General features: G+C 70.4%; 13 protein-coding genes. 10 read left to right on the top strand and 3 right to left on the bottom strand.

Annotation, left to right across the window (positions count from 1 at the left end):
* Positions 1-911: 911 nt before the first annotated feature.
* Positions 912-1,676, bottom strand: coding sequence for an IclR family transcriptional regulator (locus A3IG_RS0104300; protein ID WP_018382310.1), 765 nt, complete (start codon positions 1,674-1,676; stop codon positions 912-914).
* A 231-nt stretch (positions 1,677-1,907) separates the two neighbouring features.
* Here A3IG_RS0104300 and metH point away from each other — a divergent pair, with 231 nt between their 5' ends.
* The 8 genes from metH (at position 1,908) to A3IG_RS0104260 (ending at position 15,152) form a co-directional block, all read left to right on the top strand.
* Entirely contained in the window at positions 1,908-5,420 is a 3,513-nt protein-coding gene (gene metH / locus A3IG_RS0104295) for a methionine synthase (protein ID WP_018382309.1), read from the top strand.
* Positions 5,421-5,812: 392 nt separating this feature from the next.
* Positions 5,813-6,514, top strand: coding sequence for an HAD family hydrolase (locus tag A3IG_RS0104290; protein ID WP_018382308.1), 702 nt, complete (start codon positions 5,813-5,815; stop codon positions 6,512-6,514).
* Between the two features lie 387 nt (positions 6,515-6,901).
* On the top strand, positions 6,902-8,491 hold the full coding sequence (locus A3IG_RS0104285; protein WP_018382307.1) for an ABC transporter substrate-binding protein: 1,590 nt from the start codon (positions 6,902-6,904) through the stop codon (positions 8,489-8,491).
* A gap of 94 nt (positions 8,492-8,585) precedes the next feature.
* Positions 8,586-9,608: an ABC transporter permease gene (locus tag A3IG_RS0104280; RefSeq protein WP_018382306.1), complete on the top strand. Its 1,023-nt coding sequence runs from the start codon at positions 8,586-8,588 to the stop codon at positions 9,606-9,608.
* On the top strand, positions 9,608-11,041 hold the full coding sequence (locus A3IG_RS28550) for an ABC transporter permease (protein ID WP_018382305.1): 1,434 nt from the start codon (positions 9,608-9,610) through the stop codon (positions 11,039-11,041). The genes A3IG_RS0104280 and A3IG_RS28550 overlap by 1 nt, the downstream gene beginning before the upstream one ends.
* On the top strand, positions 11,041-12,132 hold the full coding sequence (locus A3IG_RS0104270) for an ABC transporter ATP-binding protein (protein ID WP_018382304.1): 1,092 nt from the start codon (positions 11,041-11,043) through the stop codon (positions 12,130-12,132). The genes A3IG_RS28550 and A3IG_RS0104270 overlap by 1 nt, the downstream gene beginning before the upstream one ends.
* Entirely contained in the window at positions 12,116-13,474 is a 1,359-nt protein-coding gene (locus A3IG_RS0104265) for an oligopeptide/dipeptide ABC transporter ATP-binding protein (RefSeq protein ID WP_018382303.1), read from the top strand. The genes A3IG_RS0104270 and A3IG_RS0104265 overlap by 17 nt, the downstream gene beginning before the upstream one ends.
* Positions 13,475-13,556: 82 nt before the next feature.
* Entirely contained in the window at positions 13,557-15,152 is a 1,596-nt protein-coding gene (locus tag A3IG_RS0104260) for an ABC transporter substrate-binding protein (protein ID WP_018382302.1), read from the top strand.
* A 42-nt stretch (positions 15,153-15,194) separates the two neighbouring features.
* Here A3IG_RS0104260 and A3IG_RS0104255 read toward each other — a convergent pair whose 3' ends face one another.
* Together A3IG_RS0104255 and A3IG_RS0104250 are read right to left on the bottom strand one after the other, a co-directional pair.
* Entirely contained in the window at positions 15,195-15,866 is a 672-nt protein-coding gene (locus A3IG_RS0104255; RefSeq protein ID WP_026219878.1) for a response regulator, read from the bottom strand.
* Between the two features lie 118 nt (positions 15,867-15,984).
* Positions 15,985-16,902, bottom strand: coding sequence for a RecB family exonuclease (locus A3IG_RS0104250; RefSeq protein ID WP_018382300.1), 918 nt, complete (start codon positions 16,900-16,902; stop codon positions 15,985-15,987).
* Between the two features lie 182 nt (positions 16,903-17,084).
* On the opposite strand from A3IG_RS0104250, the gene A3IG_RS0104245 reads away from it, so the two are divergent.
* Together A3IG_RS0104245 and A3IG_RS0104240 are read left to right on the top strand one after the other, a co-directional pair.
* Positions 17,085-18,311 (top strand): site-2 protease family protein, encoded by a 1,227-nt coding sequence (locus A3IG_RS0104245; RefSeq protein WP_018382299.1) that lies wholly within the window; start codon positions 17,085-17,087, stop codon positions 18,309-18,311.
* A 118-nt stretch (positions 18,312-18,429) separates the two neighbouring features.
* The gene (locus A3IG_RS0104240) at positions 18,430-19,341 is read left to right on the top strand and encodes a tRNA (adenine-N1)-methyltransferase (protein WP_018382298.1); all 912 of its coding nucleotides are present in this window, start codon (positions 18,430-18,432) and stop codon (positions 19,339-19,341) included.
* The last annotated feature ends 40 nt before the right edge of the window (positions 19,342-19,381 follow it).

Genomic DNA, 19,381 nt, shown 5'->3' with positions numbered 1-19,381 from the left:
CGTTCCTCGACGCTGCGCTCCCTCGTGCCTCGGTCGCTTGGTCTCGTCTCTTCGGCAGGGGCGCGGCCTTTGGCTCGCTCACGTCTGCGCCGCGTCGGGGTTCGGGTGCACGACGCTGCGGGTGTCCCGGGGGTTCGCTCGCCGCCGGCCGCTTTGGGGTGCCCCTGCCGGCGTTCCTCGTCGTGCGGTCGCTCGTTCCTCGCGACCTTCTCCTCGTCTCTTCGGCAGGGGCGCGGTCCGCGGCGCCAGCCGCATGGTGTCACTGCGGCTCGCTCACGTCTGCGCGTCGTCGGGGCGGGGGTGCACGACGCTGCGGGTTTTCCCGGGGGTTCGCTCGCCGCCGGCCGCTTGGGGGTGCCCCTGCCGGCGTTCCTCGACGCTGCGCTTCCTCGTTCCTCGGTCGCTTGGGCTCGTCTCTTCGGCAGGGGCAGCGGTCCGCGGCGCCAGCCGCATGGTGTCACTGCGGCTCGCTCACGTCTGCGCGTCGTCGGGGCGGGGGTGCACGACGCTGCGGGTGTCCCGGGGGTTCGCTCGCCTCCGGCCGCTCGGGGAGCCCCTGCGGGCGTTCCTCGTCGCGGCGCCCCTGATGCGGCGGCCAGCCACAGCGGTGTCGGTGTGGCCGCACGTGTCCCGCGGACGCCCCCCGGTGCGTGGCTGGGCCGGTGCAGCGCCTTCACCTCCACCGCCGATGACGCGTGGAAGTGAGCGAGCCGCAGGGGCGCGGCCTGCGGCGAGCGAACCCCCGGCCACGCCGCAGTGTCGTGCACCTTCACTCCGGCGATGCGTAGACGTGAGCGAGCCAAAGGCCGCGCCCCTGTCGAAGTGACGAAGCCGGCGACCGAGGAACGAGGGAGCTGGCTGAGGAACGCCGGCAGGGGCACCCCCAAGCGGCCGGCGGCGAGCGAACACAGTTAAAACGGCCCCGCCCCCAGGTCCCGGGAGATCGACCGGGCGGCGTCTCGGACCGCGGCCACCAGCCGCGATCGTATGTGACCGTCTTCGCATACGCGTTCGATGGCCCCGGTGACGCCGACGGCGCCCACCGGCACCCGGCGCCGGCCGTGGATGGGTGCGGCGACCGAGGCCAGGCCGTCCCAGGTCTCCTCGATGTCGCTGGCCCAGCCCCGTTCCTTGGTGATCTCGAGCAGCGCCTCGAAGTCGGCGCGTTCGGTGACCGTCCGCGAGGTGAACGCCTTCCGTTCGGCGTCCAGCGCCTCGCCGTGTGCCACCGGGTCGTAGGCGGCGAGGACCTTGCCGAGCGCCGTGCTGTGCAGTGGCTGCATGGCGCCGACCTCGAGGACCTGGCGGCTGTCGTCCGGTCGGAAGACGTGGTGGACGATGAGCACGCCCTGGTGGTGCGGCACCCCGATGTAGACGCTCTCCCCGCCTGCTCTGGCCAGGTCGTCCGCCCAGACCAGGGCGCGGGCTCGGAGTTCGTGGACGTCCAGGTAGCTGTTGCCGAGCCGGAGGAGTTCCGCTCCGAGCTGGTACTTTCCGGAGACGGGGTCCTGTTCGACGAACCCTTCCTGTTGGAGGGTGCGCAGGATGCCGTGAGCGGTGCCTTTGGCGAGGCCCAGCGTGGAGGACACCTCGGAGAGCCCCAGCCGCCGCTCGCCGCCCGCGAGCAGGCGGAGGATCGCCGCCGCCCGCTCCAGGGACTGGATGGGTCCGGGCATGGGTGGCCTCCTCGGTCGGCAATGCAGAACGTCATGGGGCGATGCCGAACTCATTCTCGCAAAGGGCCCTGCTCGGCAACGAGGCCTTGTCCGGATTGCCCCGGCCACCCGAGTCCACCTATGGAGACGCTCCATGGCTGATTGCAGTTTCTTGGTTACCCTGGCCAGGTGCCCGCCCGGACGCCCGGTGCGCGCATAGCCGACAGCCGTCGCACTCCCAGGGAGAATCCCATGGCCCTGCCATCCCACCAGTCCGTCCGCAGGCAACGAGTCGCTGCGCTCCGCGAGGCCCTGGCGACCCGGGTCGTCGTCGCCGACGGCGCCATGGGCACCATGCTCCAGGCGCAGGACCCCACCCTGGACGACTTCCAGGGCCACGAGGGCTGCAACGAGATCCTGAACGTCTCCCGCCCCGACATCGTGCGGTCGGTGCACGAGGCCTACCTGTCGGTGGGCGTGGACTGCGTGGAGACGAACACCTTCGGGGCGAACCTCGGGAACCTCGGCGAGTACGACATCCCCGAGCGCATCGCGGAGCTGTCCGAGGCCGGGGCGAGGCTGGCCCGCGAGGTGGCGGACGGCTTCAGCACCCGCGACCGGCCGCGGTGGGTGCTGGGATCGATCGGCCCGGGGACCAAGCTCCCGACGCTGGGACACGCCCCCTACGCCGCGCTCCGCGACGCCTACCAGCAGAACGCCGCGGGGCTGATCGCCGGCGGCGCGGACGCCCTGCTGGTGGAGACCACGCAGGACCTGCTGCAGACCAAGGCCGCGGTGATCGGTGCCCGCCGGGCGCTGGCCGAGTCGGGCCTCGAGTTGCCGCTGTGCGTCCAGGTCACGGTGGAGACCACCGGCACGATGCTGCTCGGCTCGGAGATCGGGGCGGCGCTGACCGCGTTGGAGCCGCTGGGCATCGACATGATCGGCCTGAACTGTGCCACCGGCCCGGCCGAGATGAGCGAGCACCTCCGCTACCTGGCCCGGCAGGCCCGGGTCCGGGTGTCGGCGATGCCCAACGCGGGGCTGCCGGTCCTCGGCAAGGACGGCGCCCACTACCCGTTGTCCCCGGAGGAGCTGGCCGACGCCCACGAGCTGTTCGTCCGTGAGTACGGCCTGTCCCTGGTGGGCGGCTGCTGCGGCACCACCCCGGAGCACCTGCGCCAGGTGGTGGAGCGGACGCGCGACCTGGAGCCGACGCCGCGGCAGCCCCGACCGGAGCCGGGCGCGGCCTCGCTGTACCAGTCGGTACCGTTCCGCCAGGACACCTCGTACCTGGCGATCGGGGAGCGGACCAACGCCAACGGGTCGAAGAAGTTCCGCGAGGCGATGCTGGACGGCCGCTGGGACGACTGCGTGGAGATCGCCAGGGAGCAGATCCGCGAGGGCGCCCACCTCCTGGACCTGTGCGTGGACTACGTGGGGCGGGACGGCGTCGCCGACATGCAGGAGGTCGCCGGCCGGCTGGCCACGGCATCCACCCTGCCCATCGTGCTGGACTCGACCGAGCCGGCCGTGATCCGCGCGGGACTGGAGAAGCTCGGCGGGCGCGCCGTGGTCAACTCCGTCAACTACGAGGACGGGGACGGTCCCGACTCCCGCTTCGCCAGGATCGCCGCGCTCGCCGCGGAGCACGGGGCGGCGCTGATGGCGTTGACCATCGACGAGCGGGGACAGGCCCGCACCGCCGACGCCAAGGTGGCCATCGCGGAGCGGTTGATCGCCGACCTCACCGGGAACTGGGGTCTGCGGGAGAGCGACATCCTCATCGACTGTCTGACCTTCACCATCGCCACCGGTCAGGAGGAGTCCCGGCGGGACGCGGCGGAGACCATCGAGGCGATCCGTGAGCTGAAGCGGCGGCACCCGCGGGTGCAGACCACGCTGGGCCTGTCCAACGTCTCCTTCGGGCTCAACCCGGCGGCCCGGCAGGTGCTCAACTCCGTCTTCCTGAACGAGTGCGTCGAGGCGGGTCTTGACTCGGCGATCGTGCACGCGAGCAAGATCCTCCCGATCGCCCGCATCCCCGAGGAACAGCGCGAGGTCGCCCTCGACCTGATCCACGACCGGCGCCGGGACGGGTACGACCCGCTACAGCGGTTCCTGGAGCTGTTCGAAGGCGTGGACACCCGCTCGCTCAAGGCGAGCAGGGCCGAGGAGCTGGCCGCGCTGCCCCTGGAGGAGCGGCTGCGCCGGCGCATCGTGGACGGTGAGCGCAACGGCCTCGAGGCGGACCTGGACGCGGCGCTGACCGAGCGCCCCGCGCTGGAGATCGTCAACGACACCCTCCTCGCCGGGATGAAGGTGGTCGGGGAGCTGTTCGGGTCCGGGCAGATGCAGCTCCCGTTCGTCCTGCAGTCCGCCGAGGTGATGAAGGCGGCGGTCGCCTACCTCGAACCGCACATGGAGAGGTCCGACGCCGAGGGCAAGGGCACCATCGTGCTGGCAACCGTCAAGGGCGACGTGCACGACATCGGCAAGAACCTGGTGGACATCATCTTGTCCAACAACGGCTACACCGTGGTCAACCTGGGCATCAAACAGCCGGTCTCGGCGATCGTGGAGGCCGCGGTGGAGCACCGGGCCGACGTCATCGGCATGTCCGGGCTGCTGGTGAAGTCCACCGTGATCATGAAGGAGAACCTGGAGGAGCTCAACCAGCGCCAGTTGGCCGCCTCCTACCCGGTCATCCTCGGCGGCGCGGCGCTCACCCGGGCCTACGTCGAGCAGGACCTGCACGAGATCTACCAGGGTGAGGTCCGCTACGCCCGGGACGCGTTCGAGGGGCTCCGGCTGATGGACGCGCTGATCGCGGTCAAGCGCGGCGTTCCGGGGGCCGTCCTGCCCGAGCTGCGGCAGCGGAGGGTCCCGGTCCGGGCCGTCACCGTTGACGACGGCGACCAGGCGGAGCCGAAGGGACCGGCGCGCTCGGACGTGGCCACCGACAACCCGGTCCCCACCCCGCCCTTCTGGGGCACCCGTGTGATCAAGGGCATCCCGCTCGCCGACTACGCTCCGTGGCTGGACGAGGGCGCACTGTTCAAGGGGCAGTGGGGGCTCAAGCAGGGGCGGGCCGCGGACGGCCCCTCGTACCAGGAGCTGGTCGAGACCGAGGGCCGGCCCCGGCTGCGGGGCTGGTTGGACCGCGTGCAGACCGAGGGCTGGCTCCAGGCGGCCGTGGTGTACGGCTTCTTCCCCTGCGTCTCCAAGGGCGAGGACCTGATCATCCTCGGGGACGACGGCGCCGAACGGACCCGGTTCACCTTCCCCCGGCAGCGCAGCGGGCGTCGGCTGTGCCTGTCGGACTTCTTCCGCTCCCAGGAGTCGGGCGAGACCGACGTGGTGGGGCTCCAGGTGGTCACCGTGGGCAGCAGGGTCTCCGAGGCGACGGCCGAGCTCTTCGCGGCGAACTCCTACCGGGACTACCTGGAGCTGCACGGGCTTTCGGTGCAGCTCGCCGAGGCGCTGGCGGAGTACTGGCACGCCCGGGTCCGGGCCGAGCTCGGTTTCGCCGGGGAGGACCCCGAAGCGATGGAGGACATGTTCGCGCTGCGGTACCGGGGTGCGCGGTTCTCCCTGGGGTACGGGGCCTGCCCGGACCTGGAGGACCGAGGGAAGATCGCCGAACTGCTGCGTCCCGAGCGGATCGGGGTGCAGTTGTCGGAGGAGTTCCAGCTCCATCCCGAGCAGTCCACGGACGCGATCGTCATCCACCACCCGGAGGCCAAGTACTTCAACGCCCGGTGACGCGTCCACGGCACCCCCGGGACGGCAGGACCGCGGCCGGGCAATGCTCCGTGGGCGGGGCGGGGCGGCGGCGGAGCGGCCACCACCCGTGACCGACGGTGACCCCTGCTCCCGCGGGGGTGCCCCACCGGGGGACCGCCGAACCGACCACCCATGAAACCTGTCCGCTCCCTGGGACGGCGGGTGCCGGGCGGGTACGGTGTGCCTCCGGGCGCGCGCCGCGGCATTCCGCGCGTGGCGCCGTAGACTGGATGATCCGGCTCGGGCCGGTCGCCGCTTCGGAACAGGAGCAACGGCGACCGGCCTGTTCGTCCCTCAGGGGCGTTCCGGCGCCGCTCCGGCGCCCGGGCGCTTCCAGCGGGGCGACCGGCCCGGTGACGAAGGGAGGCCAGGTGACCAACACCATCCCCGCTGGGGGACTCCGCACGAGCACCAGCTCCGGCCTGCGGGCGGTCCTGCTCGACATGGACGGGACCCTGGTGGACACCGAGGGTTTCTGGTGGGACGCGGAGGTGGAGGTCTTCGCGGAGCTGGGGCACGAGCTGCGGCCGGAGTACCGGGCGGAGGTGGCCGGCGGGCCGATGACCCGGGTGGGTGCCTTCCTGCTCCGGCAGACCGGCGCCCGGATCACCTACCCGGAGCTGTCCAGGCTGGTGAACGACCGTTTCGCCGAGCTGATCGGCAGGGGGGTGACCCTGATGCCGGGGGCCCAGCGGCTGCTCGCCGAGCTCGCCACGTACGACGTCCCGATCGCCCTGGTGTCCGCCTCGCACCGGCGGATCATCGACGTGGTGCTACAGACCCTGGGGTCGTCCAGGTTCGCCTTCTCGCTCGCCGGTGACGAGGTCGAGAACACCAAGCCGCACCCGGAGCCGTACCTGACGGCGGCCCGCCGGATGGAGGCGCCGCCGGAGAGCTGCCTGGTGGTGGAGGACACCCCGACCGGTGTGACCTCCGCCCGTTCGGCCGGCTGCCAGGTGCTCGCCGTGCCCTCGGTGGCACCGATCGACGCCGCGCCCGGGTGCACCGTGGTGCGCTCCCTCGAGGACGTCAACCTGACCTTCCTGCGCTCGCTGGTCCCGGTCGCGCGCTGAACGGTCGGACACCCGGTCCGGTCGATTCCCGGGGATATCCGGCGAGGCCATACCGATTGGCGATCCGTCACACATGCGGCATGAAGGATTCCGGTTCCCTGTCGGCGCGCCCCCTTGAGTGATTATTCTCACAGCACGTCCTGTCGACAGCGCAGTGGGCGCTTGTTCTCAATGGAGTCATGACGCCAGGGAGCGGGGGAATTGTGTCCGCTTTTATGGCGACTAACGGCATTGATTCCGCTGTCCGGAAATCGGTTACCCGGGTGCTGTTATCCGGGCGTAATTACGCCGGAACTGTTCCGTGTCATCGATCGCCGAGGCGGTCGCACTAGGGTTCCTGCGATCAATGCCGAATCTCGGTCGGCGTTTCAGCAAGGGGATTCTTTCATGTCACGTAGCAAGCGCGTCGTGGCTGCCGCCACCGTGAGCCTGATGGCACTGGCGGTGGCCGCATGCGGAGACGACAACGACTCCTCCGGTTCCAAAGGCGGCGGCAGCAGCAGCGGCAAAGCCGTGATCATGGGCACCACCGAGCCCGTGAACTCGCTTGACCCCGCGGCGACGTACGACCTCGGCTCCTGGACGGTGAACTACAACACCTTCCAGCAGCTCCTGACCTACGAGGCGGGGGCCAAGGACTACACCGGGGACGCCGCCGAGAAGTGCGAGTTCACCGACGCCAAGACCTTCACCTGCACCATCAAGGACGGGCTGAAGTTCACCAACGGCAGCGATCTCACCGCCGAGGACGTGGCCTTCTCGATCAAGCGCGTCGTCACCATCGCCGACCCGGCCGGTGGCTCGTCGCTGTTCAACTCGATGCAGTCCGTCGAGGCCAAGGACCCCAAGACCGTGGTGTTCCACCTCAAGCGCCCCGACGCGACGTTCCCGCAGGTGCTCACCACCGGTTCGGCGTCGATCGTCCCCTCGGACGCGGACTACCCGGCGGACAAGCTCAGGATGGCTGACAACAGCATCGGCTCCGGTGTGTACAAGCTGGACAAGTACAAGCCGAAGCAGCTCGCCTCCTTCGTGGCCAACAAGGACTACACGGGCCCCCGCAAGCCGAAGAGCCAGCAGTACGTGCTCCAGTTCTTCAGCGAGGAGTCCACGCTGAAGCAGGCCGTGGAGAACGGCAAGGTCGACTTCGCCTACGGGAAGCTCTCCCCGACCACCCTCCAGGCGATCGAGAAGGACGGGGCCTCCAAGGGCGTCAGCATCGTCCAGGGCGCCGGTGCGGAGATCCGCTACATCGCGTTCAACGTGAAGAGCAAGCCGGTCGACAACAAGGTCGTCCGCCAGGCCATCGCCCAGGTCCTGGACCGCAAGTCGATCGCCGAGAACGTCTACAACGGCAACGTGGTGCCGCTGTACTCGATGGTCCCGCAGGGCCTCAACGGCGCGGTGGAAAGCTTCAAGGAGAAGTACGGCGAGCCGTCCGCGGACAAGGCCGCCGCGCTGCTGCGGAAGGCCGGCGTCAAGACCCCGGTCAGCGTTGACCTGTGGTACAGCTCGGAGAAGTACGGCGCGGTGACCACCGACGAGTTCACCGAGATCAAGCGGCAGCTCGAGGAATCCAAGCTGTTCAAGGTCAAGCTGGACAGCACCGGCTGGGAGCAGTACCAGAAGGCCGCGTTCGACGAGGACCTCTACCCCGGCTTCGGCCTCGGCTGGTACCCCGACTTCCCGGACGCCGACAACTACCTCAGCCCGTTCATGCGTGACGGTGGCTACTTCACCAACAACTACTCGAACCCCAAGGTGAACAGCGCCCTCGACACCGAGCTGGCCAGCGACGACGCCAAGGTTCGCAACACGGCCTTCGCCGAGATCCAGAAGATCATCGCGGAGGACGTGCCGGTCCTGCCGATCTGGCAGGGCAAGCAGAGCGCCGTGGCACGGGAAGGCATCACCGGTCTGGAGGAGACCTTCGACCCGTCGTACATCTTCCGCTTCTGGCTGATCGCCAAGAAGTAGCACGGTACCTGTCGGCAACCGACGGACACCGCGGGGGGCGCGGACAGGCTCTGACCGGTCCGCGCCCCGTCCGCCGTCCTGGAGAGAATCACATATGAGCAAGCAGTCAGGCGGCCTCGGGCGTTACGTCGCCCAGCGGTTGCTGCTGGCGGTCCCCATGGTGCTCATCCTCCTCACGCTGGTCTTCCTGCTGATGCGCGTGGCCCCGGGCGACCCGGTCTCGGCCGCCGCGGGGGGCAAGCTCGGACCGGAGCAGCTCGCGGAGAAACGACGGATAGCAGGCTTGGACAAGCCGCTGTTCGAGCAGTACCTGGACTACCTCGGCGACGTCGTCACCCTGGACTTCGGCACCACCTTCGTTGACCACCGCAAGGTGTCGGACATCATCATCGAGAACGGCGGAGCGACCCTCAGCCTCACTCTCGGCGCCCTGTTCGTGGCGGTCCTCATCGGGCTGCCCATCGGCCTGTTCTCCGGCAGATACAGGGACAGCGCCTTCGACGTCACTGCCCGGATCTTCGGCATCACCACCTACGCGGCCCCGGTGTTCTTCACCGGCCTGCTCGCGCAGCTCGCCTTCTCCGGCACCTGGCTGCCCACCTCGGACCAGGCCGATCCGCTCACGTCGTTGAACATCGAGTCAGTCACCCACATCTACGTGCTGGACTGCCTGATAGCCGGTGACTGGAACGCCGTCGAGGACGGGCTCAAACACCTGATCCTGCCCTCGATCACCCTGGGCCTGCTCATCGTCGGCGTGTTCATCCGCATGATCCGGATCAACGTGATCCAGTCGTTGCACGGGGACTACATCGAAGCCGCCCGCGCCCGCGGGGTCAGGGAGCGACGGGTCGTCACCCAGCACGCCTTCCGCAACGCCCTGGTCCCGGTGATCACCGTTCTCGGCCTCCAGGTCGCGTTGCTGCTCGGTGGCGCGGTGCTCACCGAGAAGACCTTCAACTGGCCAGGTGTCGGCTCGACCCTGATCACGTACATCAATCAGCGCGACTACATCGCCGTCCAGGGCATCGTGACGGTGTTCGCCCTGGTCGTCGTCCTGATCAGCATGCTGATCGACTTTGTCAACGCACTGATCGACCCGAGGGTGCGGTACTGATGGCCCAGACGACGCTCCTCACCACCACCGACCCCGAGCCGGCACCGGACGTGCCGGTCAAGCCCGGGCGTTTCGCCGGGCTGCGCCACGCGCTGGCCCCGATCCGGCAGGCACGCGGCGTGCCCAAGGCACTGCTGCTGACCGGGCTCGCCATCAGCACGATCTTCGTGCTCGCAGCCGTCTTCGCCCCGCTGATCGCGCCCTACGACTTCGACCAGTACCAGGCGGACGGCGAACGCTTCCCCAAGCAGGGCTCCCCCGGCGGGGACCACCTCTTCGGCACCACCGTGCAGAGCCTCGACGTGCTCTCCCGCGTGGTGTACGGCGCCCGCACCGCGCTCGAGGTCATGCTGCTCGCCGTGTTCTTCTCCCTGATCATCGGGGTGCTGCTGGGGCTGCTCTCCGGCTACTTCGGCGGATGGCTGGACCGCATCCTGGTGCTGATCATGGATGCGCTCTTCGCCTTCCCCTACCTGCTGCTGGCCATCGTCGCCGGGTTCATCTTCTCCGGCGTCGCCGGGGGCAGCGTGGTCACCGCGGCGCTCGCGATCACGGTGGTCTACATCCCGCAGTACTTCCGGGTGGTCCGAAGCTCCGCGCTCTCCGCCCGCGAGGCCACCTACGTCGAGGCGGCCCGCGCGATGGGCGCCAAGCCGGGGACCGTGATCCGCAAGTACCTGTTCTCCAACGTCGTGCAGTCGGTGCCGGTGATCACCACCATGAACGCCGCCGACGCCATCTCCACCCTGGCCGGCCTCGGCTTCCTCGGCATGGGCATCGAGCCCACCGACGCCGCGGAGTGGGGCTACGACCTGGAGCGCGCCATCGACGACGTGGGCGCCGGCATGTGGTGGACGGCCCTGTACCCGGGCCTGGCCATCCTGCTGGCCATCCTCGGCTTCACCCTGCTCGGCGAGGGCCTCAACGACGTCCTCAACCCGACCACCCGCCGCCGGCGGATCTCCAAGGTCGTCATCCCGGGCGCCACCGCCCGCCGGACGGTCCTCGCGGCGACCACCCCGGCCGCCACCGCCACGGCCGCGGCCGGCTCGGAGGACCCCACCCCGGACGCGGACGACGCACCGGGGACGGCCACCGAGCAGCCGTCCGCCACGGCGGGGACGACGCGCCCCGACCTCGTCAAGTCGGCGGGGGCCGCCGAGCCCGTCGCCGACACCCTGGTGGACCTGCCCGCCCAGGACGCCTCCGGAGCCGACGGCACCGTCGCCGGAGCGGACGCCGGGACGGAGCCCGTCGAGGCCGGCGGTGACACCGGCGACACCGGGGCCACCGGGTCGGGCGACGGGGCCGGCAGCGACGGCGAGGCCACGACGCCGGCCACCGCGTCCCCCGCGGCGTCGCAGGACCAGGACGGGCAGGACGGGCCGGACACGCCCGGAAGCACCGTCACCGACGCCCCGAAGGAGGGCTGATGGCCACCACCAGTGCGCCGAGCACCGCGGCAGCGGCGACCGGCGCTCCCGAGCCCGTGCTGGCCGTGCAGGACCTACGGGTCTGGTACGGGACCGAACGCGGTCCGGTGCGCGCCGTGGACGGAGTCACGTTCGAGGTCCGTCCCGGTGAGACCCTGGGCCTGGTCGGCGAGTCCGGCTGTGGGAAGTCCACCCTGGGCCGAGGGGTGCTGGGACTCACCCCGGCCGGGACGGCCCTGGACGGGGTGGTCGACTTCAAGGGCACCAACCTGGTCGGCCTGTCGCCCAAGCACCTGCAGAAGCTCCGCGGGCCCGAGCTCGGACTGATCTTCCAGGAGCCGATGACCCGGCTCAATCCACTGATGAAGATCTCCGAGCACTTCGAGGAGGCGCTGCGCACCCACGAGAAGGGCCTGTCGAGGCAGCAGCGCCGGGAGCGCGCCCTGGACGCGCTGCGCGGCATGGGCATCCCGCCCAGCCGCTACCACGCCTACCCGCACGAGTTCTCCGGCGGCATGCGCCAGCGCATCATGATCGCGCTGGCACTGGTGCTGCGCCCGGCGTTCGTGGTCGCCGACGAGCCGACCACCGCCCTGGACGTCCTGGTCGAGGCACAGATCATCAAGATCCTTGCCGATCTGCGGAAGAACTTTGACACGGCCTTGGTGCTCATCACGCACAACCTCGGTATCGTCGCGGAAGCGTGCGACCGGGTCGCGGTGATGTACGCCGGACACATCGTCGAGCAGGGCGACGCCCGCGAGGTGTTCGCCAACCCGCAGCACCCGTACACCCGGGAACTGCTCCGCTCCACCATCTCGCTGTCCACCACGGGCCTGCACTACATTCCGGGCAGCCCTCCGGACCTGGTCAGGCCCCCCACGGGGTGCCGGTTCCACCCCCGCTGCCCGGTCGCCATGCGGGGGTGCGCGGAGCACGAGCCACCCGAGGTGGTGCTCGGGTCCGGTGTCCGCACCGCCTGCTGGCACCAGGCACTGGAGGCGGACCCCTCGCTCGGCGAGGAGTTGGGACAGGGCGGGCGAGATGCGCTCGCGGCGGTGAAGGAGATCAGCGTTGCCGACGAAGCCTGACACCGAGTCCGCGGCCCGACCCGACCCGTCCCCGGGTGCCGGCTCCGGCCAGAGGAACGACGTACTGATGGAAGTCGAAGACCTCCAGGTGCACTTCGGCATGCGGGGTGGCGCGCTGGCCAGGATCTCCGGCCGCGGCGGAGGCGCGGTCAAGGCCGTGGACGGCGTCAACCTGACCCTGCGCCGCGGCGAGGTCCTGGGGCTGGTCGGCGAGTCCGGTTCCGGCAAGACCACCCTCGGCCGCACCCTGCTGGGGCTGAACCGGGCCACCGGCGGCAGCATCCGGTACGGCGGGCAGGACCTCACCGAGCTCAGCGAGCGCCGGCTGCGTCCCCTGCGCCGCCGGCTGCAGATGGTCTTCCAGGACCCGCACGCCTCGCTCAACCCGTCGATGGACATCCGCACCGCGGTGGGCCACCCGCTGCGCATCCACCGGTTGGTCGCCGACGACGAGGAGTACGAGGCCAAGGTGGCGCACGCCCTGGAGCGGGTGGGCCTGACACCGGCCGAGCGGTACCTGTCCAAGTTCCCCTCGGACCTGTCCGGTGGGCAGAAGCAGCGGGCCGTGCTGGCCCGGGCGATCATCGCCGAGCCGGAGCTGCTCGTCGCCGACGAGCCGATCTCCATGCTCGACATGAGCGTGCGCGCGAAGATCCTCCAGTTGATGCTGGACCTCAAGCGCGACCTGGACCTGACGTACGTGTACGTCACGCACGACTTGGCCAGCGCCAAGTTCTTCTGCGACACCATCGCGATCATGTACCTGGGGCGGATCGTCGAGCAGGGGCCGGCGGAACAGGTGTTCAATGAGCCGCGGCACCCGTACACCAAGGCACTGCTGGCGGCGATCCCGGAACCGGACCCCAATCGCAGCGTCCCCAGGAACCTGCCCCGCGGGGAGGTCCCGGACGCCGCGAAGCCGCCGCTCGGCTGCTCGTTCCACCCGAGGTGCGCCGCGGCGCTGCCCCACTGCGGGTGGGAGCGTCGCGACCTGCGGGCGCTGCTCGAGCGACGTTGGCTGGATCTCGCCCCTGACGAGTACGCCCGGGAACGGGCCCTGATCGGCAACCTCGACGCGCTGGCCGAGCCCGGACCCACCAGGGTGCTCGTCACGCCGGGCAGGGGCCACTCCGCCGCGGACGTCCTGGCGTACTTCAGAAGGCTGCGCGAGGAGGCGTCCGAGACCGAACCCAGGGAGCCGTTCTGGGGTGGGGTCACCACGATGAGTGAGGATGGCGGCCAGGTCGTGGTGGAGTTCGTCGAAGCACGCGACCCGCGGCTGCTGCCCGTGGTGGACAGCGTTAGCGTTGCTTGCCATCTATACGCCGCGCCGGGGGCCTGACGGGCCGGACCGGATCGTGGGCGGCGCCGCCCGGGTGCCGCCCACATCGAAAAATTGATAGGGCGCTAGGAGATCCACAACGATGAAGCGAGCCAAGCTGCTGGCGCTACCGGCCGCGGCCAGCATGTTCGTTCCACTGCTTGCGGGGTGCGGCGGGGGCTCCGACGACGAGGGGGACGACACCCCCGTCATCATGGGCAGTACCGACTCCGTGAGCACACTGGATCCGGCCGGCGCCTACGACATCGGTAGCTGGACGGTGATGACCAACACCTTCCAGGCCCTCATGCGCGTCCCCAACGACGCCTCGGAGCCGCAGCCCGAGGCCGCCGAACGGTGTGGCTTCACCAGCAGGGCCAGCACCGCCTACCGTTGCACGCTGCGCAGCGGCCTGAAGTTCTCCAACGGGCACGCGCTCACCGCGAAGGACGTTGCCTTCTCCGTCCAGCGTACCGTGAAGATCAACGACGACTTCGGCCCAGCGAGTCTTTTCGGCAACCTCGACCGGGTGGAGGCGCTGGGCGACCGGACCGTGGTCTTCCACCTCAAGCAGCCCGACGCCACCTTCCCCTACGTGCTCGCCACCCCGGCGGCGGCCATCGTGGACCAGGAGGTCTACCCGGCGGACAAGCTGCTCACCCAGGACCAGATAGCCGGTTCGGGCCCCTACGCGTTGCAGTCCATCAGGCGCAGCAGTGACAAGCGCAAGCGGGCGGTGCAGGCCGAGTTCGTCAGGAACGAGAACTACCAGGGCGGCATCGAGATGAAGAACAGCCGCTTCGTGGTGCGGTGGTTCGATGACTCGATCAAGATGCAGGTGGCCCTGGAGAAGGCCGAGATCGACCTCATCCACCGCACCCTGACCCCCAAACAGCTCGTGGGCCTCGAGCAGATGGAGGACCGGGGGATCAAGGTCATCGAAGCTCCCGGCACCGAGACCCGCTACCTGGCGTTCAACACCGACGACGACTCGGTGAAGGACGTCGCCGTACGCCGGGCCATGGCCCAGGTGCTGGACCGGCAGGCCCTGGTCAGGGACGTGTACCAGCGCACAGCCGAGCCCCTGTACTCGATGATCCCGAAGGGGATCACGGGGCACGTCAACGCCTTCTACAACAAGTACACCGAGCCGAACCCGAAGAAGGCCCGGAAGCTGCTCAAGGACGCGGACATCAGCACCCCCGTGAAGCTGACGTTCTGGTACACCAGTGACCACTACGGTGCCGCCACCGCGGAGGAGTTCGCCGAGCTCAAGGAGCAGTTCGAGGCGGACGGGCTGTTCGAGGTGGAGCTCAAGAGCCGCACCTGGGAGGACTTCCAGAAGGGTTACCTCAAGCGTGAGTACGAGGTGTTCGGGATGGGCTGGTTCCCGGACTTCCCCGACCCGGACAACTTCATCAGCCCGTTCATGCTGAAGGACAACTTCCTGCGGCTGCCGTACGAGGACGAGTACGTCCAGGAGACGCTGATCCCCAAGACCCGCAAGCAGGACCAGCGCAGCACCGTGGTGGACGAGTTCACCGAGGTGCAGGACATCATCGCCGAGGACGTGCCGCTGCTCCCGCTGTGGCAGGGCAAGCAGTACGTGGCCTACCGGGACGGGATCAACGGCGTGCAGTGGACGCTGGACTCCTCGTCCACCTTCCGCTTCTGGGTGCTGGAGAAGGGCGACGGCTGAGCGGCTGGGCGGGGTCGCCGGCAGCGACCCCGCCCCCGGCGGCTACTGAGCGCCCGGCCTGACCAGCCCGCTCTCGTAGGCGTACACGGCCGCCTGGACCCGGTCCCGCAGGCCGAGCTTGGTCAGCACGTGGCCGACGTGGGTCTTGACCGTGGTCTCGCTGACGAAGAGCTCCGCGGCGATCTCCGCGTTGGACAGGCCCTTGGCCACCAGCTTGAGCACCTCGACCTCCCGCTCGGTGAGCGTGCCCAGCGCCTGTGGCACGGGGTCCTCCCCGGACGGCAGCCGCCCGGCGTACTTGTCCAGCAGCCGCCGGGTGACACTGGGGGCGAGCATCGCCTCGCCGGCCGCCACCACCCGGATCGCCTGCACCAGCTCCTGCGCCGGGGCGTCCTTGAGAAGGAAGCCACTGGCCCCCGCGCGCAGCGCCTCCACCACGTACTCGTCCAGGTCGAAGGTGGTCAGCACCAGGACCTTCGCCGGCCCGTCCCGACCCGCCCCGGTGATCCGGCGGGTGGCCTCCACACCGTCCATCCTGGGCATCCGGATGTCCATCAGCACGACGTCCGGCTGGAGGGCGCGCACCTGGTCCAGCGCCTGCTGGCCGTCGCCCGCCTCACCCACCACGGCGATGTCGTGCTCGGCTTCCAGAATCATCCGGAAGCCGGTGCGCAGCAGCGGCTGGTCGTCGACCAGAAGCACCCGAATAGCCACCCAGACTCCTCAGCGTAGGGTTCTCGGGGCCGCCCAGCAGGAGGGCCGCCGTTCGGCGGGGGACCAACCACCCGACGTCCCCGGGGGACAGCGTGGAACAGCGGGTGCCCATTGTTCCCTAGTGGCCGGAAACTGTCGGGAGGGGGTACGGCGGGGGAGTGCCGCCGTACTCGGGGCACAGCGCACGGTGATCACACCAGTCGCACAGCCGGTTGCGCCGGGGGCGCCACTGCCCGGTGCGGGTGGCCAGGGCGATGGCTTCCCACAGGGCGAGCAGCTTGCGCTCCACGGCCCGCAGGTCGGTCTCGTCCGGGTCGTAGCTGACCACGTCACCGCTTCCCAGGTAGACCAACTGGAGCCGGCGCGGGACCGCCCCGCGCAGCCGCCACAGCACCAGGGCGTAGAACTTCATCTGGAACATCGCCTCGGCCTGGAAGCGGGCCGGGGGCGCCTTGCCCGTCTTGTAGTCCACGATGCGCAGCGCGCCGTCGGGGGCGATGTCCAACCGGTCCACGTAACCGCGGAGGCGCAGACCGGTCTCGAGCACCGTCTCCACGCGCAGCTCGCGTTCGGCCGGTTGGAGGCGGTTGGGGTCCTCCAGGGTGAAATACCGCTCCAACAGCTCCTCGGCGCCGGCCAGCCACCGCGCCAGCGAGGAGGCCCCCGCAGCCCCGGCCTCCTGTGGCCCGGCGTCGTCCGGCCCGGGCTCGTCGGGGAAGAGCTCGACCAGCTCCGGGCGCCGGGCCAGCAGCTTCTCCCACTCCGGCTGGACCAGCGAGCGGGCCAACACCGGGGTACGCTCCCCCATAGGGGCATCGAACAGCCGCTCAAGCACCGCGTGGACCACGGTGCCCCGCGTGGCCGCCGCACTGGGCTTCTCCGGCAGCTTGTCGATCACCCGGAACCGGTACAGCAGCGGACACGTCATGAAGTCAGCCGCCCGTGACGGCGAGAGTGAGGCAGCGGGCGGGCCCGGAGCCGGGGCCGTGACGCCGGCCCCCGTGTCGCTGCCCGCGGTGTCACTGGTGGTACCCATGGGCCACGACCTTACGGTGTCCCACCGACAACGCGTGGTCAACTCCGGCCAACGCGCGGCGCGAGGCGGTGTCGGCAGCACGACCCCGGGCACATACCATCAACGGCACGCGCCGGGAGAACGCTTCCGGGCGCGGCCGGGTTCTACAAGGGGGACCGCGTGAGCGACGCAACGAGGATGCGGTGACCGCGTCGAACGGGAAGCAGGGCGGCACCCACGGACCCGAGCGGCCCGGTGACCGCGGGCAGAAGCCCGAGGACCCGGGAGGCGGCCTGCTGATGGGCCGCCCGTTCGGGGTGCCCGTCTACGTCGCCCCGAGCTGGTTCCTCGTGGCCATCCTGATCACCTGGATCTTCGGCTCCCAGCTCAAGGACGTGCTGCCGGAGCTGGGCGCCGCCCGCTACCTGGTCTCGCTGTTCTTCGCCATCGCCTTCTACGCGTCCGTACTGGTGCACGAGCTGGCCCACACGGTGGCCGCGCTGCGCTTCCAGCTCCCGGTGCGCCGCATCCAGCTCCAGTTCTTCGGCGGGGTCTCGGAGATCGAGAAGGAGTCCGAGAGCCCCGGCCGGGAGTTCGTCCTCGCCTTCGTCGGCCCCCTGCTCTCCCTGGTCCTGACCGGCCTGTTCTACGGGGCCATGCAGGGCGTCCGGGCCGGTACCGTCCCCGGGGTGCTGCTGGCCGGGCTGATGGTCAGCAACCTCCTGGTGGCCATCTTCAACCTGTTGCCCGGCCTCCCGCTGGACGGTGGCCGGATGCTGCGGGCGGTGGTGTGGAAGATCAGCGGGAAGCCGATGACCGGCACCGTGGTCGCCGCCTGGACCGGCCGTGCCCTGGCCATCGCGGTGCTGATCGGGTTGCCGCTGCTCACCTACTCCAACGAGCTCTCCCGGGGCGGCGGCGGAGTGGGCACGGGGGCGATCACCGACGCCCTGCTCGCCGCGGTCCTGGCCGCCATCATCTGGACCGGAGCGGGCAACGCCCTGCGGATGGCCCGGCTCCGCGAGCGCCTCCCGGACCTGCAGGCCCGCTCCCTGACCCGGCGGGCGGTGCCGGTCTCCGCCGACACCCCGCTGTCCGAGGCGCTGCGCCGGGCCAACGAGGCCGGGGCCCGGGCCCTGGTCGTGGTGGATGTGAACGGGGAACCCAGGGCGGTGGTCCGCGAGGCCGCCATCGTCGGGGTCCCGGAGCACCGCAGGCCCTGGGTCGGGGTGGGCGGTCTCGCCCAGGACCTCAAGCCGGGGATGAGGGTCTCCGTCGAGCTCGCGGGGGAGGACCTGCTGGACACCCTGCGCACCACCCCCGCCAGCGAGTACCTGGTGGTGGAGCCCACCGGGGAGGTCTACGGGGTGCTGTCCGCCGCGGATGTCGAACGGGCATTCGTGGATGCCATGGCCAAGCCCGCCCACTGAGCCCGCCCCCGTCCCGGCCCGCGTCCCCGCCGGGGCCGAGGCCGGGGCCGGGGTCCCCGGGACGGCCGGCCGACCGCGGCGTGCGTCGGGCCCCCGTGGCTGAAGTACGCTTGTCCGCATGTCCGAACCGACCGGTGCGGCCCGCCGTCGCGGGCCCTTCAAGGTCGGGGACCAGGTCCAGCTCACCGACCCCAAGGGGCGCCACCACACGTTCACGCTCGAGGCCGGGAAGAGCTTCCACACGCACAAGGGCTCCTTCCCCCACGACGAGCTGATCGGCGCCCCCGAGGGTACGGTTGTGCGCACCACGGGGAACACCGCCTACCTGGCGTTGCGCCCCCTGCTCCCCGACTACGTCCTGTCCATGCCCCGCGGCGCCGCCGTGGTCTACCCCAAGGACGCGGGGCAGATCCTGTCGATGGCCGACGTCTTCCCCGGTGCGCGGGTCGTCGAGGCGGGTGTGGGCTCCGGAGCGCTCAGCACCTACCTGCTGCGCGCGGTCGGCGACCACGGGATGGTGCACTCCTACGAGCGCCGGGCCGACTTCGCCGAGGTCGCCACGCAGAACGTGCGCCGCTACTTCGGCGGCGACCACCCGGCCTGGCAGCTCACCGTGGGCGACCTCCAGGACCACCTGAGCGACACCGAGGTGGACCGGGTGATCCTCGACATGCTCGCTCCCTGGGAGTGCGTGGAGCCGGTCTCCAAGGCCCTGGTCCCCGGTGGCCTGGTCTGCGTCTACGTCGCCACCACGACGCAGCTGGCCCGAACCGTCGAGTCGTTGCGGGGGCACGGCACCTTCAACGAGCCGACCGCCTGGGAGACCATGGTCCGTACCTGGCACGTGGAGGGACTCGCGGTCCGCCCCGACCACCGCATGATCGGCCACACCGGCTTCCTGGTCACCGCCCGGCGCCTGGCCGACGGCGTCGAGCCGCCACTGCGCCGGCGTCGCCCGGCCAAGGGCGCGTACGGCGAGGACTACGCCGGCCCGGGGACGACCTCGCTGCCCGGCAACGGCGCGGTCTGAGCCGCGGCGCGGGTCCGGTCGGCGGGGGGCGGCCCCGGGC

This window comes from Wenjunlia vitaminophila DSM 41686 (assembly GCF_000380165.1).
GTDB lineage: Bacteria > Actinomycetota > Actinomycetes > Streptomycetales > Streptomycetaceae > Wenjunlia > Wenjunlia vitaminophila.
The sequence above is the reverse complement of the archived record's forward strand: the minus strand, read 5'-3'. Positions and strand labels throughout refer to the sequence as shown.